This window comes from Enterobacter cloacae complex sp. 382A5, from assembly GCF_050031095.1.
GTDB classification, from domain to species: domain Bacteria; phylum Pseudomonadota; class Gammaproteobacteria; order Enterobacterales; family Enterobacteriaceae; genus Enterobacter; species Enterobacter cloacae.
Map to the genome: position 1 here is coordinate 746,748 of NZ_JBLGVK010000001.1, position 22,102 is coordinate 768,849.

Consider the following 22,102-nt stretch of genomic DNA (forward strand, 5'->3'; position numbering starts at 1 on the left):
TTGCACCTCAAGGTTGAGTGGCAAAGGATTTTGAGCGACAGCCTCAAATCCCTTCGCCGGCGTTATCCGGATCAGGTTCGACGGGTATTATCTCAGCGCACATCAGTGATGCAGCACCCCGTTGAGAACGGCGCTATTGTAATGATTTGGCGAATATTACGAAAGTGTTATGGCTCTGGTGGCGCAAACCAGGCGGATTTAAAATCAAACCAGCCCAGCGTATTCATCCGTAGCCCCCGCATACTGCGCTGGCCCTGGATCATCAGCCAGTGGTGGATCAGCGGCACGATTGCCTGTTCGGCCAGCAGCGCCTGACACCAGGTGGCCAGGTTCATCTCACCCGCGCGCCACTGCGCCGCATCCTGCTGCCAGTCCCGATCGATACAGTGCTGGATCAGCGGGACTTCATACAGGTGTGAGAAGAGCGAGAAATCGAGCGGCAGGGTGAAGTTGGCGCTGTTCAGCCAGATATCGCTGGTCAGTTCCCCCTGGTGCCATTCGTCATAGTCCACTTCCCTGATGTCCAGCCGGACGCCTTCTGCAGCCAGCAGTCTGGTCATGATCCTGGCGATAAAACGGTGTTCCACGTGCTCGCGGTAGTAGGTCAGGGTAACAGACTCCAGCCCTGCCGGTTTGTCACAGTGGGCAGGCCGGGCATGATGCCAGCGAGGAAGCAACCCGTACGCCGGGAACCAGTACGTCTGATACTGTTCTTCCGCATGGTAAATCAGATTGGAAGGAGATAAGACATGGCTGATCCATTTGCGTACCGCCTGATTGGCCCCGCGGTGGGTGCGGCTGTCAAACAGCAGGTAGTAGCAGCCCTCCTCAAGGCGGCTTTCCACCGCCTTTTCGCCCGTTGTGGGGCCTTCAAGCGTCAGCCCGGCGCTGAGCTCTTCATTGAGATCCGGTAATACCCAGACGTTCACTTCGTCGATCAGCGCACGGTAGCCAAAATAGTCATCAAACGCGCGAATTTTCAGCTGGTTATTGGTGTTACGCGACACGGCATAGGGCCCGGTGCCAATGGGCTGGCTGGCAAAATTGTGCAGCGATTCCCACTCTCCTGGCAAAATCATTGATGGGACATACCCCAGCAGCCAGGGGAGCCATTTATCCGGCTGAGACAGTTCAATATCCAGCGTCCAGGCGGTGGGGGAGTGAACGCGTGAAATATGCGAATAAAGCGGAAGCTTGCGGGCACGTTCCAGTGAGGCGATGACATCGCGCATTTCCAGCTCGCGGCCGTGGTGAAAGTGGATGCCTGGACGTAAGAAAAAGCGCCAGTGACGTGGGGAGAGTTGCTGCCAGTGGTGCGCAATATCAGCTTCCAGTTCCCCATTTTCCTCATTTATTCGCGTCAGGCCGCTGAATATTTGTCGCGCCATATGGGTTTCTGAGCGGCGTAAGGCCGTGCCGGGGAGCAGATTCTTCATCGGGCGATAGTAGAGCACCCGCAGAATGTGGCGGCCCTGACGAAAACTCCGCCCAAGATGGGAGACCAGCATCTGACGTACTGCGGCTTTATCGCCTACCAGTTGCACCAGCTGATCGATTCTGTCCTGTTCCAGCAGGTCTTCTGCTCGCTGTTGCTGCAAGGCCAGCCCGGTATAGAGAAAGGTCAGGCGTGAGCGTTTGCCGCGTCCCGCTTCGGCTTCCCAGTTTAACCAGCCCTGTTGCTGCATGCTGTTAAGCAGCGTGCGCATATGACGTCGGGAGCAGTTAAGGAGTTCAGCCAGTTCGTTAAGCGTGGTCTCCTGCGATTGCCCTTCGCAGCACTGCCAGAGGCGGATGAATTGTTGTTGCAGACGACCAGAAGGCATAAAAGGGGAACTCCTGACAAAAAATCAGCAATTTATTAATCCCTATATTAAGCCAATAATGATTCCCGATGAAGTGAGGAGGTACATTATGAAGAGGTCTACCGCTCGTCAGTTTTATCAGCAGTACTTTTCAGCGACAAAAGGAACGTCCTGGCTGGCCCGTCAGTGTGCTGAGCAACGGCTGAAAATGTTAGAAGAACTGATGCAGTGGGACGTTACGAAACCGACCTCTTCTCGCTAACTCGCCTCGATCATGTGTGACTGAGTATTGGTGCTTATCACCCGCCAGCAAAATGTTTTTTGCTGGCTTTTTTCGTTTATTCTTTCACCCAATTTCGATTCGCTTTCACAAGGACTTGCAGATGCTCTGGTTAATGACGATGGGGCGACGCCTGAACGGCGTGTATGCCGCTTTTATGCTGGTGGCCTTTATGATGGGCGTGGCGGGGGCGCTGCAGGCACCGACGCTGAGTCTTTTTCTCAGCCGGGAGGTGGGGGCGCAGCCGTTTTGGGTCGGCCTGTTTTATACCGTGAACGCCATCGCCGGGATCCTGGTGAGCCTGGGGCTGGCGAAACGATCCGACAACCAGGGCGATCGCCGCAAGTTGATCCTCTTTTGTTGCGCCATGGCTGTGGGTAACGCACTGCTGTTTGCCTTTAATCGTCACTACCTGACGCTGATCACCTGCGGCGTGCTGCTGGCTTCACTGGCGAATACCGCCATGCCGCAGCTGTTCGCGCTGGCCCGGGAATATGCCGACAATTCGGCGCGGGAAGTAGTGATGTTTAGCTCGGTGATGCGTGCGCAGCTCTCTCTTGCATGGGTTATTGGTCCGCCGCTGGCCTTTATGCTGGCGTTGAATTACGGATTTACCGCCATGTTTTCCATCGCTGCGGGGATTTTTGCCATTAGCCTGGCACTGATTGCCTTTGTGCTGCCGTCAGTGGCGCGTGTCGAACAGACAGCGGATAAACCGATTACTCAGGTGAGCGGCTGGCAGGATAAAAACGTCCGTATGCTGTTTATCGCCTCCACGTTGATGTGGACCTGCAACACCATGTATATCATCGATATGCCGCTGTGGATCAGCAGCGATCTGGGGCTGCCGGATAAGCTCGCGGGGATCTTAATGGGGACGGCCGCCGGGCTGGAAATTCCGGCGATGATTCTGGCGGGATACTACGTCAAACATCTCGGGAAACGCCGGATGATGCTGATAGCCGTAGCGGCCGGAGTGCTTTTTTACCTGGGGCTGATTTTCTTCCATTCACGAGAGGCGTTGCTGGCGCTGCAGCTGTTTAATGCTGTGTTTATCGGGATCGTGGCCGGGATAGGGATGCTCTGGTTCCAGGATTTAATGCCCGGGCGGGCAGGGTCGGCGACCACACTCTTTACCAACAGTATCTCTACGGGGGTAATTCTGGCGGGGGTGATTCAGGGGGCGTTGTCGCAAAGCTATGGACATGGGTCGGTGTACTGGATGATTGCACTAACGTCGATTGTCACGCTGATGCTGACCTGGCGCGTAAAAGACGTCTGATTCTGGAAGGCGCCTTCACGAAATGAAACGATTTTCTGACAGGGTTTAAGAAGACAAATAGAGTGCGTGGCGGGTGCTTGAGGCTGTTTGCCTCAGGCTTTCGCAAGAGGCAAACAGTGGAGAGTCCCACATCAAAAAACTGATGGGGAGACCAACTTCACAACCAACATTGCGAGGTTAGTCTCTTCATTGCCGAAAAGCAATAAGGAGGCTGGAATGCCAAAACGTACTCTGCTGTTAGGTTTGTTTCTGATCTGTACAACGCTGTTGATCTTCACCTGGATGGTGCGTGATTCACTGTGTGAACTGCATTTCAGACAGGAGAAAACAGAGCTGGCAGCAGTGTTGGCTTACGAAGCAAAACGTTAGCGGTATGGGCGGGGAAAGTTCCCCGCCTCTCCAGAGTGGTTGAGCCTCAACGCACCCTTATCAATGGCCCGCATCGTGCGGGCCATTGCCTTTAGCCCATAAACGCAGGCTGTTTTTTCTCGTATGCGGAGATGGCGTCTTCATGCTGAAGCGTCAGGCCAATGCTGTCCAGACCGTTCAGCATGCAGTGGCGACGGAAGGCATCGATGCTGAAGCTGTAGGTCTTATCCCCGGCTTTCACCACTTCCGCTTCCAGATCCACTTCAAACGACATGCCCGGATTTGCCTTAACCAGCGCGAACAATTCATCCACTTGCTCGTCACTCAGCGTCACCGGCAGCAGCTGGTTGTTGAAGCTGTTGCCGTAGAAGATATCCGCAAAGCTCGGGGCGATCACCACTTTAAAGCCGTAGTCGGTCAGCGCCCATGGTGCGTGCTCACGTGAGGAGCCGCAGCCAAAGTTTTCCCGTGCCAGCAGAATGGAGGCGCCTTTATATTCCGGGAAATTCAGCACAAATTCCGGGTCAGGTACCTGACCTTTATCATCCAGAAAACGCCAGTCGTTAAACAGATGAGCACCAAATCCGGTGCGGGTGACCTTCTGCAAAAATTGCTTCGGGATGATCGCATCAGTATCGACGTTAGCGGCGTCCAGAGGGACAACCCGGCCTGTATGTTGGGTAAATTTCTCTGCCATGATTGTCTCCTTATTTCAGGCTGCGAATATCGGCGAAATGGCCGGTAACTGCCGCAGCGGCGGCCATCGCCGGGCTGACCAGATGGGTGCGTCCACCGCGGCCCTGACGACCTTCAAAGTTACGGTTACTGGTGGAGGCACAACGTTCGCCCGGATTCAGGCGGTCATTGTTCATGGCCAGACACATGGAGCAGCCAGGCAAGCGCCACTCGAAGCCTGCTTCGATAAAGATCTTATCCAGGCCTTCGGCTTCCGCCTGCGCTTTTACCGGACCAGAGCCTGGTACAACCAGCGCCTGTACGCCGGGTGCCACTTTACGGCCTTTGGCGATCTCCGCCGCAGCGCGTAAATCTTCGATACGCGAGTTGGTGCAGGAGCCGATAAAGACTTTGTCGATGGTCACATCGGTCAACGGCACACCGGGTTTGAGACCCATATACGCCAGCGCTTTTTCAGCACTGGCGCGTTCGACCGGATCGGTAAATGAGGCCGGATCGGGAATGGTGTCATTCACGGAAATGACCTGACCCGGATTGGTTCCCCAGGTCACCTGCGGGGCAATCTCCTCCGCCTGCAAGGTAACAACGGTATCAAAAACCGCGTCATCATCGGTTTTCAGGGTTTTCCAGTACGCGACGGCGTCAGCGTAATCCTGACCTTTTGGTGCGTGCAGACGCCCTTTTACATAGTTGAAGGTGGTTTCATCCGGTGCCACCAGGCCTGCTTTGGCCCCCATCTCGATGGCCATATTGCACAGAGTCATACGACCTTCCATGCTCAGCGCCTGAATAGCGTCACCGCAGAACTCAACAACGTGCCCGGTGCCGCCGGCACTGCCCGTTTTACCGATGATGGCCAGCACGATGTCTTTCGCGGTGATCCCCGGCGCGGCTTTGCCTTTCACTTCAATCTTCATGGTTTTGGCTCGGCCCTGTTTAAGGGTCTGCGTAGCCAGAACATGCTCAACTTCAGAGGTGCCAATACCGAACGCCAGTGCACCAAACGCGCCGTGCGTTGCGGTATGGGAGTCGCCGCAGACGATGGTCATGCCGGGCAGGGTGATCCCTTGCTCAGGTCCCATCACGTGAACGATACCCTGATACGGATGGTTCAGATCGTAGAGCTCGACGCCAAACTCGTTACAGTTCTTGATCAACTCCTGCATCTGGATACGCGCCATTTCGCCCGACGCATTGATATCTTTGGTCTGGGTGGAAACGTTGTGATCCATTGTCGCGAAGGTTTTACCCGGCTGACGTACCGGGCGTTTGTGCGCACGCAACCCATCAAATGCCTGTGGGGAGGTCACTTCGTGTACCAGATGCCTGTCGATATAGAGCAGTGGGGTTTCGTTTGGTGCCTCATAGACAACGTGTGCATCAAACAATTTTTCATATAACGTCTTCGCCATGATTACACCCCTTCAGCGACATAGCGGGCAATGATGTCGCCCATTTCATCGGTACTGACTGCCGCCGTGCCGCGTGCTAAATCACCGGTACGGACGCCTTCTTCTAACGCGCGATTAATGGCGTTCTCAATTGCGGTTGCCGCATCGCCTGCATCCAGGCTGTAGCGCAGCAGCAGAGCCAGGGAGAGGATCTGCGCAATCGGGTTAGCGATGTTTTTACCTGCGATATCCGGCGCGGAGCCGCCAGCAGGCTCGTACAGGCCAAAGCCTTCTTCGTTCAGGCTCGCTGACGGCAGCATGCCCATAGAGCCGGTGATCATCGCGCACTCATCCGAGAGGATATCGCCGAACAGGTTGGAGCACAGCAGCACGTCAAACTGGGACGGATCTTTAATCAGCTGCATTGTCGCGTTATCGATGTACATATGCGACAGCTCAACGTCAGGATAATGCTTAGCAACTTCGCTGACGATCTCACGCCATAAGATGGAAGACTGCAGCACATTCGCTTTGTCGATAGAGGTGACTTTATGGCGGCGTTTGCGTGCTGACTCAAAAGCGATATGGGCGATACGTTCAATTTCGAAACGGTGATAGACCTCGGTGTCGAACGCTTTTTCATGCTGGCCGCTGCCTTCACGGCCTTTTGGCTGACCGAAATAGATCCCGCCGGTCAGCTCACGCACGCACAGAATGTCGAAGCCGTTAGCGGCGATATCCGCGCGCAGCGGGCAGAACTCTTCCAGACCCTGATACAGCTTAGCCGGACGCAGGTTACTGAACAGCTTGAAATGTTTACGCAGCGGCAGCAACGCGCCGCGCTCTGGCTGCTCTGCGGGTGGCAGGTGTTCCCATTTCGGGCCACCCACGGAACCAAACAGGACGGCATCGGCGTTCTCGCAACCCTCTACCGTTGCTTTTGGCAGCGGCGTACCGTGATTATCGATAGCTATACCGCCCACGTCGTAGTGGCTGGTGGTAATTTTCATCGCAAAACGCGAGCGAACGGCTTCCAGTACTTTCAGCGCCTGTGCCATCACTTCCGGGCCAATACCGTCACCCGGCAACACAGCAATATGGTAATTCTTCGACATTACACGGTTTCCTTGTTGTTCTCTTTATTCTGAGCTTTGCGTTGCAACTCTTTTTCGACTTCAGCGGCACGCCAGATATTGTTCAGGACATGTACCATCGCTTTCGCAGAGGATTCGACGATATCGGTCGCCAGACCCACGCCGTGGAAGCGACGGCCGTTATAATTGACCACGATATCCACCTGACCGAGTGCATCTTTGCCATGGCCTTTGGCCGTCAGGTCATATTTGACCAACTCCACGTCGTATTCGGTGACGCGGTTAATCGCCTGGTAGATAGCATCGACAGGACCATTGCCGTTTGCCGCTTCCGCTTTTATCTCATCCCCGCAGGCCAGCTTGATGGATGCCGTGGCGATATCGCTGGAGCCGGACTGCACGCTGAAGTAATCCAGACGGAAATGCTCTGGCTCTTCCTGCTGTTTATTAATGAAGGCCAGTGCTTCCAGGTCATAGTCGAACACCTGACCTTTTTTGTCGGCCAGCTTCAGGAACGCGTCGTACAACTGATCCATGTTGTAATCGCTGTCCTTGTAACCCATCTCTTCCATACGATGTTTCACTGCCGCACGGCCGGAGCGGGAGGTCAGATTCAACTGAACCTGGTTCAGACCGATCGATTCCGGGGTCATGATTTCGTAGTTTTCGCGGTTTTTCAGTACGCCATCCTGGTGGATACCGGAAGAGTGCGCGAATGCGCCGGTACCGACAATCGCCTTGTTGGCGGGGATCGGCATGTTGCAAATCTGGCTGACGGTCTGGCTGGTACGCCAGATTTCATTGTGATTGATGCTGGTATTCACGTTCATGATGTCTTTGCGCACTTTGATCGCCATGATCACTTCTTCCAGGGAACAGTTGCCTGCGCGTTCCCCGATACCGTTCATCGCACCTTCTACCTGACGGGCACCGGCGTGAACAGCGGCGATGGCGTTGCCGACCGCCAGGCCTAAATCGTCGTGGGTATGAACAGAGATAATTGCCTTATCAATGTTTGGCACACGATCATACAAGCCAGTAATGATGTTGGAGAACTCAAACGGCATGGTGTAGCCGACGGTATCCGGGATGTTGATGGTTTTGGCCCCGGCATTAATGGCGGCTTCCACCACGCGCGCTAGATCCTCAATTGGCGTGCGGCCTGCGTCTTCACATGAGAATTCAACATCATCCGTGTAGTTGCGCGCGCGTTTGACCATGTAGACCGCGCGCTCAATCACCTCGTCGAGGGTGCTGCGCAACTTGGTGGCAATATGCATGGGGGAGGTGGCAATAAAAGTATGAATACGGAATGCTTCAGCCACTTTCAGTGACTCGGCGGCAACGTCGATATCTTTCTCAACGCAGCGTGCCAGACCACAGACGCGGCTGTTTTTGATGGTACGGGCGATGGTCTGTACCGATTCGAAATCACCCGGAGAAGAGACCGGGAAACCCACCTCCATCACGTCGACACCCATACGTTCGAGAGCCAGCGCAATCTGCAGCTTCTCTTTCACACTCAGGCTCGCCTGTAATGCCTGTTCACCGTCACGTAAAGTGGTATCAAAAATAATGACTTGCTGGCTCATGGGTTAGGTCCTTGTCAGTCTTAGGGCGCCTTGCTACGAGCATAAAAAAACCCGCGCAGTGGCGCGGGTTTTTAGTCTTACTGGTGACGATTCAACGCTGAATTTCGCCCGCCAGTCTACCGCGCACAGAGGATGCGTTTAGTAGTAGTAGACCGGTGAAACGAATGGTGCGAATCATGAATCGTGCTCCGTTAAATTCAATATGCTTTTAGTGGTACTGGATATGGGGGTTGATGTCAACCCCTGACAACAAAAACGACCCCGATCGCACGATGTTCCAGAGAATTTTATTTAGCTAATTGTGCTGGTTTTTATCTTTCATGCCTTTTGAAAAGTCTATTTTTGGACTGGAGATTCATCTCCGGAACGATTTAAATATAATTAGTATCAATTCAACATACGTCTGCAATGGATGAGCCCTGAGAAGAATTGTTTTTAATTTCATTGATTTATTAGTGCTGCAAATAAAACTGCAGTAAATAAAGCGTGAGCAATGATGCGAGTTTGTTAATTGTTTGGCATGGCTCACGTGAATAGTTTAATAATACTTAAGTTATCATTAACCGAAGGGCGATTGTGTATTTGTCTTGATTATGGTTTCATGCAAACCATAATGTCATTGATATCATTTATGCCGAATTTCATCTCACCATCAATGACCTGGGCGAAGTCACCCTTTTGATGATGCGCTCTTTATATTTTCCGAATTTTAAACAATTCTCTTTCGCTGGTTGTATCTGCATGGTAAATCATATTTTTCGAAATTATTACTGTAATTTGGCAAAGGGAGTTTAGCGTGACAGTGGAGCCAGGAGTGCCAGAAAATAATATTAATCAACCTCAGGGTTATAATGGGGTTAAACCTCAGTTACGCACCGTGGATCTCAATCTGTTGACCGTGTTTGACGCGGTGATGCAGGAACAGAATATCACGCGGGCAGCGCAGTCTCTGGGGATGTCGCAGCCTGCCGTCAGCAATGCGGTATCCCGGCTTAAAGTGATGTTTAATGACGAATTGTTTGTTCGTTATGGCAGGGGGATTCAACCCACGGCGCGTGCATTTCAGCTGTTTGGCTCTATCCGCCAGGCGTTACAGTTGGTGCAAAATGAGCTGCCGGGATCGGGTTTTGAGCCCTTAAGCAGTGAGCGTGTTTTCCATCTTTGTGTATGTAGCCCGTTAGATAATTATTTGACGTCCGTGATCTACAATAAAGTGGAAGAAATTGCGCCCAATATTCAGCTGGTATTTAAATCTTCTCTTAATCAGAACACAGAACATCAGCTTCGATATCAGGAAACAGAATTCGTTCTGGGATACGAAGAGTTCCGTCGTCCGGAATTTTCCTGTGTGCCGCTATTTAAAGATGAAATGGTATTGGTCGCCAGCAAAAAACATCCACGAATGAATATGCCGCTGCGCGAAAGTGATGTTTATAACGAGCAGCATGCTGTTGTTGCCCTCGACCGATACGCCTCATTTAGTCTGCCGTGGTATGACACTGCGGATAAACAGGCGAGCGTGGCTTATCAGGGAATGGCCATGGTCAGCGTCTTAAATGTGGTTTCCCAGACCCATCTGGTCGCTATTGCCCCGCGTTGGCTGGCAGAGGAGTTTTCGGAACCCTTAAATCTGCAAATCCTGCCGTTGCCGCTCAAGCTCAATAGCCGTACCTGTTATCTTTCCTGGCATGAAGCCGCAGGCCGGGATAAAGGCCATCAGTGGATGGAAGAGCTGCTTATTAGCATTTGCCGCCGATAAGCGCGTCAGGATAAATCACATCGGCGTGTGTGGTTTATCCTGCGTATTTTTTCATTTGCGGTATTTTGTGCTGTTGTTATTTTTTCTGGCTGCTGCCAGCTTCGCAAAAATAGATGATTTCCTGAAAGGTTGCGCTTTTCAGCGATGATTTATCACCTCACGAACGAATCACAGTGTAATTAACCATATCCTCCCTGTAACGCTGCTTTTTGTGCTTCTGACCCCGTTTGCCACGTCCTGTTTGCTAATTGCCTGCCTCAAAACGAGCGGTTAAGGTAACGATCACTCTGCAATATATAAGATCGGTTCATCACGATCGTAAGACGGTGTGGAAATGAATTCTGCAGTCCGTCTATAACACAATGCCTGGAGGCAAAGCATGGAGATGTTGTCTGGCGCGGAAATGGTCGTCCGATCGTTAATCGATCAGGGCGTTAAGCAGGTGTTCGGCTACCCTGGAGGCGCAGTTCTGGATATTTATGATGCGCTTCATACGGTAGGCGGCATTGACCATGTTTTGGTGCGCCACGAGCAGGCGGCGGTGCACATGGCTGACGGACTGGCGCGTGCGACGGGTGAAGTGGGCGTGGTATTGGTCACCTCCGGCCCCGGCGCGACGAATGCAATTACCGGCATTGCGACAGCCTATATGGACTCCATCCCGCTGGTCATTCTATCCGGGCAGGTCGCAACGTCACTGATTGGCTACGATGCATTTCAGGAGTGCGACATGGTGGGGATTTCACGCCCCGTAGTGAAGCACAGTTTCCTGGTGAAGCAAACCGAAGACATTCCCGGCGTACTGAAAAAAGCCTTCTGGCTGGCAGCCAGTGGGCGTCCTGGTCCTGTGGTGGTCGATCTGCCAAAAGATATTCTTAACCCGGCAAACAAGCTGCCGTATGTCTGGCCGGAAACGGTAAGCATGCGCTCCTACAACCCAACGACACAGGGCCACAAAGGCCAGATCAAACGTGCGTTACACACGCTTCTGGCTGCGAAAAAGCCGGTGGTCTATGTCGGCGGTGGCGCGGTTAACTCAGCCTGTGAAGCGCAACTGCGTGAGCTGATCGAAAAATTGAATCTTCCTGTCGCCTCGTCACTGATGGGACTGGGCGCCTTCCCGGCAACGCACCGCCAGGCTCTGGGTATGTTGGGCATGCACGGTACCTATGAAGCTAACATGACGATGCATCATTCGGATGTGATCTTTGCCGTTGGCGTGCGCTTTGACGATCGCACGACCAACAATCTGGCGAAGTACTGCCCGAACGCCACCGTGCTGCATATTGATATCGATCCTACGTCTATTTCGAAAACGGTACCGGCGGATGTGCCGATCGTTGGGGATGCACGACAGGTTCTGGAGCAAATGCTGGATGTGCTATCGCAGGAAACCCCTTCACAACCGTTGGATGAGATCCGCGACTGGTGGCAACAGATCGAGTTGTGGCGAGCACGTCAGTGTCTGAAATACGATACCCAAAGCGAAAACATTAAGCCGCAGGCGGTGATCGAAACCCTCTGGCGTCTGACGAAAGGTGAAGCCTATGTCACCTCTGATGTAGGTCAGCATCAGATGTTTGCCGCGCTTTATTATCCGTTTGATAAACCACGTCACTGGATTAACTCTGGTGGTCTGGGGACAATGGGTTTTGGGTTACCTGCCGCGCTGGGCGTGAAGCTTGCGCTGCCGAATGAAACCGTCGTTTGCGTGACGGGAGACGGCAGCATTCAGATGAATATCCAGGAACTCTCCACCGCGTTGCAATATGAACTGCCGGTCCTGGTTCTCAACCTGAATAACGGTTATCTCGGTATGGTGAAGCAGTGGCAGGATATGATCTACTCTGGCCGCCATTCTCACTCCTACATGAAATCGCTGCCGGATTTTGTTCGTCTGGCCGAAGCCTATGGTCATGTCGGGATGCGGGTGACCGAGCCGGCAGAGCTGGAAGCGAAACTTGCTGAAGCGCTTGAACACGTCAAAAATAACCGCCTTGTTTTCATGGATGTCATTGTCGATGGCACAGAGCACGTTTATCCGATGCATATTCGCGGTGGTGGTATGGACGAAATGTGGTTAAGTAAAACGGAGAGAACCTGATATGCGCCGGATATTATCTGTATTACTGGAAAACGAGTCTGGTGCACTGTCACGCGTTATTGGACTCTTTGCACAACGCGGCTACAACATTGAGAGCCTGACCGTTGCCCCTACCGAGGATCCTACGCTGTCGCGCATGACGATTCAGACCGTCGGCGACGCCAAGGTGCTTGAGCAGATCGAGAAACAGTTACACAAACTTGTCGATGTTCTGCGCGTGAGCGAACTGGGGCAAGGGGCCTATGTAGAACGTGAGGTCATGCTGGTGAAAATTCAGGCCAGTGGTTACGGCCGTGAAGAGGTTAAACGCAACGCGGATATCTTCCGTGGGCAGATTATTGACGTCACCCCTTCTTTATATACGGTTCAGCTGGTGGGAACGAGTGACAAGCTGGATGCATTCCTGGCGTCCGTAAGGGATGTAGCAAAAATTGTTGAAGTTGCGCGGTCGGGCGTTGTCGGTCTTTCGCGCGGCGAGAAAATCATGCGTTAGCAGGCAATAAGGTTCGCCTCTTTCAGCCCGGTCACCAAAGCCGGGCTTTTTTTTGCGTAATACGCCGATAACACAGATAAAAGCGGTTGCCGCGAAAGCTATTCTGCGTTTAGATGTTAAAAGATTTAACCATAACCTTGACAGGGCCATGGACTCTTTTCTTTTTTTAAGGGGCAATTGTGAAACTGGATGAAATCGCCCGGCTAGCCGGCGTGTCACGAACTACGGCCAGCTATGTGATTAACGGTAAAGCAAAGCAGTACCGTGTCAGCGACAAAACCGTTGAGAAAGTCATGGCGGTGGTTCGTGAGCACAACTACCACCCGAATGCTGTCGCAGCGGGATTACGTGCCGGGCGCACCCGATCGATTGGTCTGGTGATCCCCGATCTGGAAAACACCAGCTACACCCGCATCGCTAACTATCTTGAACGTCAGGCTCGCCAGCGGGGCTATCAGCTCCTGATTGCCTGCTCTGAAGATCAGCCTGATAACGAAATGCGCTGTATTGAGCATCTGCTCCAGCGTCAGGTTGATGCGATCATCGTTTCGACCTCCTTGCCACCCGAGCATCCCTTCTATCAACGCTGGGCGAACGATCCGTTCCCAATCGTTGCACTGGATCGCGCCCTGGACAGAGAGCATTTTACCAGTGTCGTTGGTGCCGATCAGGATGACGCGGAAATGCTGGCCGCGGAGCTGAGAACCTTCCCGGCTGAAACCGTGCTCTATCTTGGGGCGTTGCCTGAGCTTTCTGTGAGTTTCCTGCGTGAGCAAGGCTTCAGAACGGCGTGGAAAGACGACCCGCGCGAGGTTCACTACCTTTATGCCAACAGTTATGAACGCGAAGCCGCTGCGCAGCTGTTCGAGAAATGGCTGGAGACGCACCCGATGCCTCAGGCGCTGTTCACCACTTCATTTGCATTGCTGCAGGGGGTGATGGATGTCACTTTGCGTCGGGATGGTAAGCTGCCTTCCGATCTCGCTATCGCCACCTTCGGTGATAACGAACTGCTCGACTTCCTGCAATGTCCGGTCCTGGCCGTCGCGCAGCGCCATCGTGATGTGGCGGAGCGCGTGCTGGAGATCGTTCTCGCGAGCCTTGATGAACCACGTAAACCGAAGCCGGGGCTGACGCGCATCAAACGTAATCTCTACCGTCGCGGAATTTTAAGCCGCCATTAATGAAATGAGACGGGGCAGCGAAAACTGCCCCCTCTTTTTTCTGGATAATTCGGTCAAATAATTCCCGGAGAAAAATTAGGACGATTCCTTAGGAATCAGAACCTGCTATTTTTTTTATTCTTTCAGGCGTTTTAAAATGCCTTTGAAAGAACATTTATACGATTTATAAAGCCTGTCTTTGTATTGTTTTGTTACAAAGCTGCCCGGTCGATGAATATTCAGACGTTTTTCCCCTGCTCCAGCGTGCTTGCCTGCCAGCCGGTTCGTTCATTGCGCATTGTGGTGAATGTGGCGCTGTTATCCCCTGTGAATATGTCTTAAAATGCTGCCCGCGTCGCAAACTGACACTTTATATTTCGATGCGATGATATTGAGTGAGCCTTAACGCTAGTGTGCATATTCGGTTTTTTTCTTACAAATATTCATAACGTTAATTTTGCCTCGCCAGTTGTGCAGTTATTAACCAGGACTGTTTATCTCTGTAAATAGAGCCCTTTCGGGTTCGTATAGAGAGAGTCCTGGCTTGACAAGCTTTTCCCTCGCTCCGTAAACTCCTTTAGGTGGGAATTTGTGGGTTAAAGTGGTGAGGAGGGGTGAGACTGGCATGTTCCGTGGAGCAACGTTAGTCAATCTCGACAGTAAGGGGCGTTTATCGGTACCAACCCGATACCGCGACCAGCTGATCGAGAACGCTTCGGGTCAACTGGTTTGCACCATTGACATCAACTCCCCCTGCCTGCTGCTTTATCCTTTACCTGAATGGGAAATTATTGAGCAAAAGCTGTCGCGACTGTCGAGCATGAACCCACAGGAACGCCGCGTGCAGCGGTTGTTATTGGGGCATGCCAGTGAGTGTCAGATGGATAGTGCAGGGCGATTACTGATTGCGCCCGTGCTGCGGCATCATGCCGGTCTGACCAAAGAAGTGATGCTGGTCGGTCAGTTCAACAAGTTTGAACTGTGGGACGAAACGACCTGGTATCAACAGGTCAAGGAAGATATCGACGCTGAGCAGTCTGATTCCGCTACCTTGTCGGAACGGCTGCAGGACTTGTCTCTATAAATATGATGGAAAATTATAAACATACAACGGTGTTGCTGGATGAGGCCGTCAACGGCCTGAATATTCGTCCGGACGGCATTTACATTGATGGCACTTTTGGTCGCGGTGGCCACTCGCGTTTGATCCTCTCCCAGCTTGGAGCGGAAGGACGTCTGCTGGCAATTGATCGCGATCCGCAGGCGATAGCTGTTGCGCAAACCATCGATGACCCACGCTTTTCCATCGTGCATGGACCTTTCTCTGCGCTGGCGGATTACGTAGCTGAGCGCGGCCTGACGGGCAAGATCGACGGGATTCTTCTCGATCTTGGCGTCTCTTCACCCCAACTTGATGATGCTGAACGCGGCTTCTCCTTTATGCGCGACGGCCCGCTGGACATGCGCATGGATCCCACGCGCGGTCAGTCTGCCGCCGAGTGGTTACAGACCGCAGATGAAGCCGATATCGCCTGGGTGATTAAAACCTTTGGCGAAGAACGTTTTGGCAAGCGCATCGCGCGCGCCATTGTTGAGCGCAATCGTATTGAGCCGATGACCCGCACGAAAGAGCTGGCCGAGGTGATTGCGGCGGCAACACCGGTGAAGGATAAACACAAACATCCCGCGACCCGTACCTTCCAGGCGGTTCGCATCTGGGTAAACAGTGAACTGGAGGAAATAGAGCTGGCGCTAAAAAGCTCGCTCGACGTGCTGGCCCCGGGAGGGCGGTTGTCCATCATCAGCTTCCATTCGCTGGAGGACCGTATTGTGAAACGCTTTATGCGTGAACAAAGCCGCGGTCCACAGGTGCCAGCAGGGCTGCCGATGACGGAAGAACAACTCAGGAAGCTGGGCGGTCGTCAGTTGCGAGCATTAGGCAAGTTGATGCCGGGCGAAGAAGAGGTGGCAGAGAATCCACGCGCCCGTAGTTCAGTGCTGCGTATTGCAGAGAGGACGAACGCATGATCGGCAGAGTGACAGAGACCCTAAGCAAAGTTAAGGATTCGTTAGGAAGCAACGAGCGCCATGCCTTGCCTGGCGTGATCGGCGACGATCTTTTGCGGTTTGGGAAGCTGCCACTCTGCTTGTTCATTTGCATCATTGTGACGGCAGTAACGGTGGTGACGACAGCCCACCACACACGTTTATTGACTGCGCAACGCGAGCAGATGGTACTGGAACGCGATGCGCTGGATATTGAATGGCGAAACCTGATCCTTGAAGAAAACGCGCTCGGCGATCACAGCCGGGTCGAGCGGATCGCAACAGAAAAGCTGCAATTGCAGCATGTTGATCCTTCCCAGGAAAATATCGTAGTACAAAAATAAGGGAAAACGCGACGCATGAGAGCAGCGGCAAAAACGCTAAAACCAAAACGTCAGGAAGAACAGGCCAACTTTATCAGTTGGCGTTTTGCGTTGCTTTGCGGCTGCATTTTACTCGCGCTGGGCTTCCTGCTGGGGCGTGTGGCGTGGCTACAAATCATCGCGCCTGACATGCTGGTGCGCCAGGGCGATATGCGCTCTCTGCGCGTACAGGAAGTCTCCACATCTCGCGGGATGATCACCGATCGTTCCGGTCGTCCGCTGGCGGTGAGCGTACCGGTGAAGGCGATCTGGGCCGATCCGAAAGAGCTGCACGATGCCGGTGGTATCACGCTCGACAACCGCTGGAAAGCGCTGTCTGACGCCCTGAAAATGCCGCTGGATCAGCTTGCCTCCCGCGTTAATGCCAACCCGAAAGGGCGCTTTATCTATCTGGCGCGTCAGGTTAACCCTGACATGGCCGATTACATCAGAAAACTGAAGCTCCCGGGTATCCATCTGCGCGAAGAGTCCCGCCGTTACTATCCTTCCGGCGAAGTAACCGCTCACCTCATTGGTTTTACCAACGTCGACAGCCAGGGGATTGAAGGGGTTGAAAAAAGCTTCGATAAGTGGCTTACCGGTCAGCCGGGTGAGCGAATCGTGCGTAAAGACCGCTATGGTCGCGTGATTGAAGATATCTCTTCCACAGACAGCCAGGCCGCGCATAACCTGGCGTTGAGCATTGATGAACGCCTGCAGGCGCTGGTGTATCGCGAGCTGAACAATGCCGTGGCCTTTAACAAGGCGGAGTCGGGCAGCGCCGTGCTGGTGGATGTCAGCACTGGCGAAGTGCTGGCGATGGCCAACAGCCCGTCCTACAACCCGAACAACTTTACCGGTACCGCCAAAGATGCAATGCGTAACCGGGCCATTACCGACGTGTTCGAACCTGGCTCCACGGTGAAGCCGATGGTGGTGATGACGGCGCTGCAACGCGGCATCGTCAATGAGAACACGGTTCTGAACACGATCCCTTACCGAATCAACGGCCACGAGATTAAAGACGTGGCGCGCTACAGCGAATTGACCCTGACCGGGGTATTACAGAAGTCGAGTAACGTCGGTGTTTCAAAGCTGGCGTTAGCGATGCCGTCCTCAGCGTTAGTAGAGACTTACTCACGTTTTGGGCTAGGAAAGGCGACCAATTTGGGGTTGGTCGGAGAACGCAGTGGCTTATATCCTCAAAAACAACGGTGGTCTGACATAGAGAGGGCCACCTTCTCTTTCGGCTACGGGCTAATGGTAACCCCGTTACAGTTAGCGCGAGTCTACGCAACGATTGGCAGCTATGGCGTCTATCGCCCGCTGTCGATTACCAAAGTTGATCCACCGGTTCCGGGCGAGCGTATCTTCCCGGAATCTATCGTTCGTACCGTTGTGCATATGATGGAAAGCGTGGCGCTACCTGGCGGTGGCGGCGTGAAGGCGGCGATCAAAGGCTATCGCATCGCCATTAAAACCGGTACGGCGAAAAAAGTGGGGCCAGATGGCCGCTACATCAACAAATATATTGCCTATACCGCAGGCGTTGCGCCTGCAAGCAATCCGCGTTTTGCGCTGGTGGTCGTCATTAACGATCCACAGGCGGGTAAATACTACGGCGGCGCCGTTTCAGCGCCTGTGTTCGGCGCCATCATGGGCGGCGTATTACGCACCATGAACGTTGAACCGGACGCGCTGGCAACGGGCGAAAAAAGTGAATTTGTAATTAATCAAGGCGAGGGTACAGGTGGCAGATCGTAATTTGCGCGACCTTCTCGCTCCGTGGGTGCCAAACGCACCTGAGCGAGCGCTACGGGAGATGGTACTGGACAGCCGTGTGGCTGCTTCCGGCGATCTTTTTGTGGCTGTAGTTGGTCATCAGGCGGACGGGCGTCGATATATCCCGCAGGCGATTGCGCAAGGTGTAGCTGCCATTATTGCTGAGGCTAAAGATGAGGCAACCGACGGTGAAATCCGTGAAATGCACGGTGTGCCGGTTATCTACCTTAGCCAGTTGAATGAGCGACTCTCCGCACTGGCGGGACGTTTTTATAACGAGCCTTCAGACCAGCTGCGTCTGGTGGGCGTGACGGGTACTAACGGAAAAACGACGACCACCCAATTGATGGCGCAATGGGCGCAGCTGCTGGGAGAAACCGGCGCCGTAATGGGCACCGTGGGGAATGGGCTGCTGGGTAAAGTGAGCCCGACGGAAAACACCACCGGCTCCGCGGTTGACGTACAACATGTAATTGCTGGTCTGGCAGGGCAGGGTGCGACCTTTGCCGCGATGGAAGTCTCCTCTCATGGTCTGGTACAGCATCGTGTGGCGGCGTTGAAATTTGCTGCCTCCGTTTTCACGAACCTGAGTCGCGATCATCTTGATTATCATGGTGATATGGAGCATTACGAGGCCGCGAAATGGCTGCTCTTCTCCACGCATCACTATGGACAGGCCATCATCAACGCTGATGACGAAGTGGGGCGCCACTGGCTTGCGAAGCTGCCGGATGCGGTTGCGGTGTCGATGGAAGACCATATCAATCCGAACTGCCATGGCCGCTGGCTGAAGGCGGTTGAGGTTAATTATCACGACAGCGGCGCGACGATTCGCTTTGCCTCTTCCTGGGGTGAAGGCGAAATTGAAAGCCGCCTGATGGGGGCGTTTAACGTCAGCAACCTCCTGCTGGCGCTGGCAACGCTGCTGGCGTTGGGCTATCCGATGGCCGAACTGCTCAACACCGCAGAGCGTCTGCAGCCCGTCTGTGGCCGTATGGAAGTGTTCAGTGCACCAGGTAAACCGACCGTTGTTGTCGATTATGCCCACACGCCGGATGCGCTGGAAAAAGCGCTTGAAGCGGCACGTCTGCACTGCGCCGGTAAGCTCTGGTGTGTGTTTGGCTGCGGGGGCGATCGTGACAAGGGCAAGCGTCCGTTGATGGGTGCCATCGCCGAACAGTTCGCGGATATTCCGGTTGTGACCGATGACAACCCGCGTAATGAAGAGCCGCGCGCCATTATCAACGATATCCTGGACGGTATGCTGGACGCAGGACGTGCCCGCGTGGTGGAAGGCCGTGCGGAAGCCGTGACCAACGCCATCATGCAGGCGCAGGAGAACGACGTCGTGCTCCTGGCGGGTAAAGGCCATGAAGATTATCAGATTGTTGGCAATCGTCGTCTGGACTATTCGGACCGTGTAACGGCAGCGCGTCTGTTGGGAGTGGTGGCATGATCAGCTTAACGCTCGGCAAGGCGGCAACCCTCCTGCAGGGGACGCTGCATGGTCAGGATCTGACCATCGACGCCGTGACGACAGATACCCGCAAAGTGACCGCCGGGTGCCTGTTTGTGGCGCTGAAGGGCGAACGTTTTGACGCCCACGATTTTGCTGAACAGGCGAAAGAGAATGGTGCGGGTGCGCTGCTGGTGAACCGCAAACTCGATATCGATTTACCGCAGATTGTGGTGAAGGATACGCGCCTTGCCTTTGGTGAACTGGCAGCATGGGTTCGTCAGCAGGTGCCAGCTCGCGTTGTTGCTCTGACGGGGTCTTCGGGCAAAACGTCAGTAAAAGAGATGACGGCGGCGATCCTCAGTCAGTGCGGTAACACACTTTACACCGCAGGCAATCTAAATAATGACATCGGCGTGCCGATGACATTGCTTCGCCTCACCAAAGAGCATGACTTTGCGGTGATTGAATTAGGGGCAAACCACCAGGGTGAAATTGCCTGGACGGTCAGCCTGACGCGTCCGGAGGCTGCGCTGGTGAACAACCTGGCCGCCGCGCATCTGGAAGGTTTCGGTTCACTTGAAGGCGTGGCGAAAGCCAAAGGTGAGATCTATACCGGCCTGCCGGATAACGGTATCGCCATTATGAATGCCGATAATAACGACTGGTTGAACTGGCAGAGCATCATCGGTTCACGTAAGACGTGGCGCTTCTCGCCTAATGCGGCAGACAGTGATTTTACCGCGACCCATATCCATGTGACTTCGCATGGCACGGAATTCACGCTCAATACCCCAACGGGAGGCATTGAGGTTCTGCTGCCGCTGCCGGGTCGCCATAACATCGCCAATGCGCTTGCTGCCGCGGCGCTGTCGATGGCCGTCGGCGCGACACATGACGCGATCAAAACTGGCCTTGCGAATTTAAAAGCCGTACCGGGACGTCTGTTCCCAGTCCAGCTTGCAGAAAACAAACTGCTGCTGGATGACTCCTACAACGCGAACGTCGGTTCGATGACGGCAGCCGTACAGGTGTTGTCCGAAATGCCAGGCTATCGCGTGATGGTGGTTGGCGATATGGCCGAGCTGGGCGATGAGAGCGAAGCCTGTCATACCCAGGTGGGTGAAGCCGCGAAAGCGGCCGGGCTGGATTGCGTACTGAGCGCAGGAAAACTGAGCCAGGCGATTAGCCATGCCAGCGGTGTTGGCGAACATTTTGCCGATAAAGCCGCACTGATTGAACGTCTGAAGACGTTGATTGCTGAAAAACAAATTGTGACTGTGTTAGTGAAAGGTTCACGTAGTGCCGCCATGGAAGAGGTAGTGCACGCATTACAGGAGAACGGGACATGTTAGTTTGGCTGGCCGAACATTTGGTCAAATATTACTCAGGCTTTAACGTCTTTTCCTATCTGACGTTTCGCGCCATCGTCAGCCTGCTGACTGCGCTGTTCATCTCGTTGTGGATGGGCCCGCGCATGATTGCCCGTCTGCAAAAACTCTCTTTCGGCCAGGTTGTGCGTAACGATGGTCCGGAATCGCACTTCAGCAAGCGCGGTACGCCAACCATGGGCGGGATTATGATCCTGACCGCGATCGTGGTTTCCGTGCTGCTGTGGGCCTATCCATCCAACCCGTACGTCTGGTGTGTGCTGACTGTGCTGGTGGGCTACGGAATCATTGGGTTTGTTGATGATTACCGCAAAGTGGTACGTAAAGACACGAAAGGTCTGATCGCCCGCTGGAAATATTTCTGGATGTCGGTAATTGCGCTGGGCGTGGCCTTCGCGCTGTATCTGGCCGGAAAAGACACTCCCGCTACCGAGCTGGTGGTGCCGTTCTTTAAAGACGTCATGCCGCAACTTGGGCTGTTCTACATTCTGCTGGCGTACTTCGTGATTGTGGGCACCGGTAACGCGGTGAACCTGACCGATGGTCTGGATGGCCTGGCCATTATGCCAACGGTCTTCGTGGCCGCAGGTTTCGCGCTGGTGGCGTGGGCGACCGGCAACATGAACTTTGCCAACTATTTGCACATTCCTTATCTGCGTCACGCGGGCGAGCTGGTGATCGTCTGTACGGCCATTGTCGGGGCGGGGCTGGGCTTCCTGTGGTTCAACACCTATCCGGCCCAGGTCTTTATGGGTGACGTCGGTTCACTGGCTCTGGGCGGCGCGCTGGGTATTATTGCCGTGTTGCTGCGCCAGGAGTTCCTGCTGGTGATCATGGGCGGGGTATTCGTGGTTGAGACCCTGTCGGTGATCCTGCAGGTCGGTTCCTTTAAGCTGCGCGGCCAGCGCATCTTCCGTATGGCACCGATTCACCATCACTATGAACTGAAAGGCTGGCCAGAGCCGCGCGTCATCGTGCGCTTCTGGATTATTTCGCTGATGCTGGTGCTGATTGGCCTGGCAACGCTGAAGGTACGTTAA

The 22,102-nt window shown here is 53.9% G+C and carries 20 protein-coding genes and 1 riboswitch; of the genes, 14 read left to right on the forward strand and 6 right to left on the reverse strand.

Annotated features, from left to right (window positions below; all coding sequences use genetic code 11):
* Positions 1 to 30: 30 nt before the first annotated feature.
* Positions 31 to 131, reverse strand: a riboswitch (TPP riboswitch).
* A gap of 36 nt (positions 132 to 167) precedes the next feature.
* Positions 168 to 1,823 carry an HTH-type transcriptional regulator SgrR gene (sgrR, locus tag ACQG2G_RS03550; RefSeq protein ID WP_061771512.1) on the reverse strand — a complete coding sequence of 552 codons (1,656 nt, stop codon included), beginning with the start codon at positions 1,821 to 1,823 and terminating at the stop codon, positions 168 to 170.
* 88 nt (positions 1,824 to 1,911) lie between these two features.
* Between sgrR and sgrT the strand changes: the two genes are divergently transcribed.
* The 3 genes from sgrT to ACQG2G_RS03565 all read left to right on the forward strand — a co-directional run bounded on the left by sgrT (position 1,912) and on the right by ACQG2G_RS03565 (position 3,733).
* On the forward strand, positions 1,912 to 2,064 hold the full coding sequence (gene sgrT / locus ACQG2G_RS03555) for a glucose uptake inhibitor SgrT (RefSeq protein WP_013095557.1): 153 nt from the start codon (positions 1,912 to 1,914) through the stop codon (positions 2,062 to 2,064).
* 121 nt (positions 2,065 to 2,185) lie between these two features.
* Positions 2,186 to 3,364, forward strand: coding sequence for a sugar efflux transporter (locus ACQG2G_RS03560; protein ID WP_248078612.1), 1,179 nt, complete (start codon positions 2,186 to 2,188; stop codon positions 3,362 to 3,364).
* A 216-nt stretch (positions 3,365 to 3,580) separates the two neighbouring features.
* Positions 3,581 to 3,733 carry a Hok/Gef family protein gene (locus ACQG2G_RS03565; protein ID WP_010427008.1) on the forward strand — a complete coding sequence of 51 codons (153 nt, stop codon included), beginning with the start codon at positions 3,581 to 3,583 and terminating at the stop codon, positions 3,731 to 3,733.
* A gap of 91 nt (positions 3,734 to 3,824) precedes the next feature.
* Here the strand turns inward: ACQG2G_RS03565 and leuD are convergent, their stop codons facing one another.
* From leuD to leuL, 5 genes are all read right to left on the reverse strand, one after another.
* Positions 3,825 to 4,430: a 3-isopropylmalate dehydratase small subunit gene (gene leuD / locus ACQG2G_RS03570; protein WP_013095559.1), complete on the reverse strand. Its 606-nt coding sequence runs from the start codon at positions 4,428 to 4,430 to the stop codon at positions 3,825 to 3,827.
* Between the two features lie 10 nt (positions 4,431 to 4,440).
* Positions 4,441 to 5,841, reverse strand: coding sequence for a 3-isopropylmalate dehydratase large subunit (gene leuC, locus ACQG2G_RS03575; RefSeq protein WP_013095560.1), 1,401 nt, complete (start codon positions 5,839 to 5,841; stop codon positions 4,441 to 4,443).
* A gap of 2 nt (positions 5,842 to 5,843) precedes the next feature.
* Entirely contained in the window at positions 5,844 to 6,935 is a 1,092-nt protein-coding gene (leuB, locus tag ACQG2G_RS03580; RefSeq protein WP_013095561.1) for a 3-isopropylmalate dehydrogenase, read from the reverse strand.
* Complete coding sequence (leuA, locus tag ACQG2G_RS03585; RefSeq protein ID WP_061773061.1) at positions 6,935 to 8,506, reverse strand: 2-isopropylmalate synthase; 1,572 nt, start codon at positions 8,504 to 8,506, stop codon at positions 6,935 to 6,937. The genes leuB and leuA overlap by 1 nt, the downstream gene beginning before the upstream one ends.
* Before the next feature lie 91 nt (positions 8,507 to 8,597).
* Positions 8,598 to 8,684 (reverse strand): leu operon leader peptide, encoded by an 87-nt coding sequence (gene leuL, locus ACQG2G_RS03590; RefSeq protein WP_071830037.1) that lies wholly within the window; start codon positions 8,682 to 8,684, stop codon positions 8,598 to 8,600.
* A gap of 636 nt (positions 8,685 to 9,320) precedes the next feature.
* On the opposite strand from leuL, the gene leuO reads away from it, so the two are divergent.
* The 11 genes from leuO (at position 9,321) to mraY (ending at position 22,102) form a co-directional block, all read left to right on the forward strand.
* Positions 9,321 to 10,265 (forward strand): transcriptional regulator LeuO, encoded by a 945-nt coding sequence (leuO, locus tag ACQG2G_RS03595; protein ID WP_013095563.1) that lies wholly within the window; start codon positions 9,321 to 9,323, stop codon positions 10,263 to 10,265.
* Between the two features lie 379 nt (positions 10,266 to 10,644).
* Positions 10,645 to 12,369: an acetolactate synthase 3 large subunit gene (gene ilvI / locus ACQG2G_RS03600; protein WP_061772066.1), complete on the forward strand. Its 1,725-nt coding sequence runs from the start codon at positions 10,645 to 10,647 to the stop codon at positions 12,367 to 12,369.
* 1 nt (position 12,370) lies between these two features.
* Positions 12,371 to 12,862, forward strand: coding sequence for an acetolactate synthase small subunit (gene ilvN / locus ACQG2G_RS03605; RefSeq protein ID WP_008501994.1), 492 nt, complete (start codon positions 12,371 to 12,373; stop codon positions 12,860 to 12,862).
* A gap of 179 nt (positions 12,863 to 13,041) precedes the next feature.
* A complete protein-coding gene (gene cra, locus ACQG2G_RS03610; RefSeq protein ID WP_013095565.1) occupies positions 13,042 to 14,046 on the forward strand; it encodes a catabolite repressor/activator in 1,005 nt (334 codons plus the stop codon).
* Positions 14,047 to 14,650: 604 nt separating this feature from the next.
* Complete coding sequence (gene mraZ / locus ACQG2G_RS03615; RefSeq protein WP_061772067.1) at positions 14,651 to 15,109, forward strand: division/cell wall cluster transcriptional repressor MraZ; 459 nt, start codon at positions 14,651 to 14,653, stop codon at positions 15,107 to 15,109.
* A gap of 2 nt (positions 15,110 to 15,111) precedes the next feature.
* On the forward strand, positions 15,112 to 16,053 hold the full coding sequence (rsmH, locus tag ACQG2G_RS03620) for a 16S rRNA (cytosine(1402)-N(4))-methyltransferase RsmH (protein WP_013095568.1): 942 nt from the start codon (positions 15,112 to 15,114) through the stop codon (positions 16,051 to 16,053).
* Positions 16,050 to 16,415, forward strand: a complete 366-nt coding sequence (gene ftsL / locus ACQG2G_RS03625; protein WP_008501989.1) for a cell division protein FtsL — start codon at positions 16,050 to 16,052, stop codon at positions 16,413 to 16,415. The genes rsmH and ftsL overlap by 4 nt, the downstream gene beginning before the upstream one ends.
* Positions 16,416 to 16,430: 15 nt before the next feature.
* On the forward strand, positions 16,431 to 18,197 hold the full coding sequence (locus ACQG2G_RS03630; protein ID WP_023620014.1) for a peptidoglycan glycosyltransferase FtsI: 1,767 nt from the start codon (positions 16,431 to 16,433) through the stop codon (positions 18,195 to 18,197).
* Positions 18,184 to 19,671, forward strand: coding sequence for a UDP-N-acetylmuramoyl-L-alanyl-D-glutamate--2,6-diaminopimelate ligase (murE, locus tag ACQG2G_RS03635; RefSeq protein ID WP_061772068.1), 1,488 nt, complete (start codon positions 18,184 to 18,186; stop codon positions 19,669 to 19,671). The genes ACQG2G_RS03630 and murE overlap by 14 nt, the downstream gene beginning before the upstream one ends.
* Positions 19,668 to 21,026: a UDP-N-acetylmuramoyl-tripeptide--D-alanyl-D-alanine ligase gene (murF, locus tag ACQG2G_RS03640; protein WP_020688495.1), complete on the forward strand. Its 1,359-nt coding sequence runs from the start codon at positions 19,668 to 19,670 to the stop codon at positions 21,024 to 21,026. Before murE ends, murF begins: the two co-directional genes overlap by 4 nt.
* Positions 21,020 to 22,102: a phospho-N-acetylmuramoyl-pentapeptide-transferase gene (gene mraY, locus ACQG2G_RS03645; protein WP_008501985.1), complete on the forward strand. Its 1,083-nt coding sequence runs from the start codon at positions 21,020 to 21,022 to the stop codon at positions 22,100 to 22,102. The genes murF and mraY overlap by 7 nt, the downstream gene beginning before the upstream one ends.

What these genes read in the sequence shown, in the direction of transcription:
- sgrT (WP_013095557.1), top strand. Translation starts at nt 1,912, where the DNA reads ATGAAGAGGTCTACCGCTCGTCAGTTTTATCAGCAGTACTTTTCAGCG.
- leuA (WP_061773061.1), bottom strand. Translation starts at nt 8,506, where the DNA reads ATGAGCCAGCAAGTCATTATTTTTGATACCACTTTACGTGACGGTGAA.
- leuL (WP_071830037.1), bottom strand. Translation starts at nt 8,684, where the DNA reads ATGATTCGCACCATTCGTTTCACCGGTCTACTACTACTAAACGCATCC.
- sgrR (WP_061771512.1), bottom strand. Translation starts at nt 1,823, where the DNA reads ATGCCTTCTGGTCGTCTGCAACAACAATTCATCCGCCTCTGGCAGTGC.
- ACQG2G_RS03630 (WP_023620014.1), top strand. Translation starts at nt 16,431, where the DNA reads ATGAGAGCAGCGGCAAAAACGCTAAAACCAAAACGTCAGGAAGAACAG.
- ftsL (WP_008501989.1), top strand. Translation starts at nt 16,050, where the DNA reads ATGATCGGCAGAGTGACAGAGACCCTAAGCAAAGTTAAGGATTCGTTA.
- murF (WP_020688495.1), top strand. Translation starts at nt 19,668, where the DNA reads ATGATCAGCTTAACGCTCGGCAAGGCGGCAACCCTCCTGCAGGGGACG.
- ACQG2G_RS03565 (WP_010427008.1), top strand. Translation starts at nt 3,581, where the DNA reads ATGCCAAAACGTACTCTGCTGTTAGGTTTGTTTCTGATCTGTACAACG.
- leuC (WP_013095560.1), bottom strand. Translation starts at nt 5,841, where the DNA reads ATGGCGAAGACGTTATATGAAAAATTGTTTGATGCACACGTTGTCTAT.
- rsmH (WP_013095568.1), top strand. Translation starts at nt 15,112, where the DNA reads ATGATGGAAAATTATAAACATACAACGGTGTTGCTGGATGAGGCCGTC.
- mraY (WP_008501985.1), top strand. Translation starts at nt 21,020, where the DNA reads ATGTTAGTTTGGCTGGCCGAACATTTGGTCAAATATTACTCAGGCTTT.
- ilvN (WP_008501994.1), top strand. Translation starts at nt 12,371, where the DNA reads ATGCGCCGGATATTATCTGTATTACTGGAAAACGAGTCTGGTGCACTG.
- leuB (WP_013095561.1), bottom strand. Translation starts at nt 6,935, where the DNA reads ATGTCGAAGAATTACCATATTGCTGTGTTGCCGGGTGACGGTATTGGC.
- ACQG2G_RS03560 (WP_248078612.1), top strand. Translation starts at nt 2,186, where the DNA reads ATGCTCTGGTTAATGACGATGGGGCGACGCCTGAACGGCGTGTATGCC.
- ilvI (WP_061772066.1), top strand. Translation starts at nt 10,645, where the DNA reads ATGGAGATGTTGTCTGGCGCGGAAATGGTCGTCCGATCGTTAATCGAT.
- mraZ (WP_061772067.1), top strand. Translation starts at nt 14,651, where the DNA reads ATGTTCCGTGGAGCAACGTTAGTCAATCTCGACAGTAAGGGGCGTTTA.
- leuD (WP_013095559.1), bottom strand. Translation starts at nt 4,430, where the DNA reads ATGGCAGAGAAATTTACCCAACATACAGGCCGGGTTGTCCCTCTGGAC.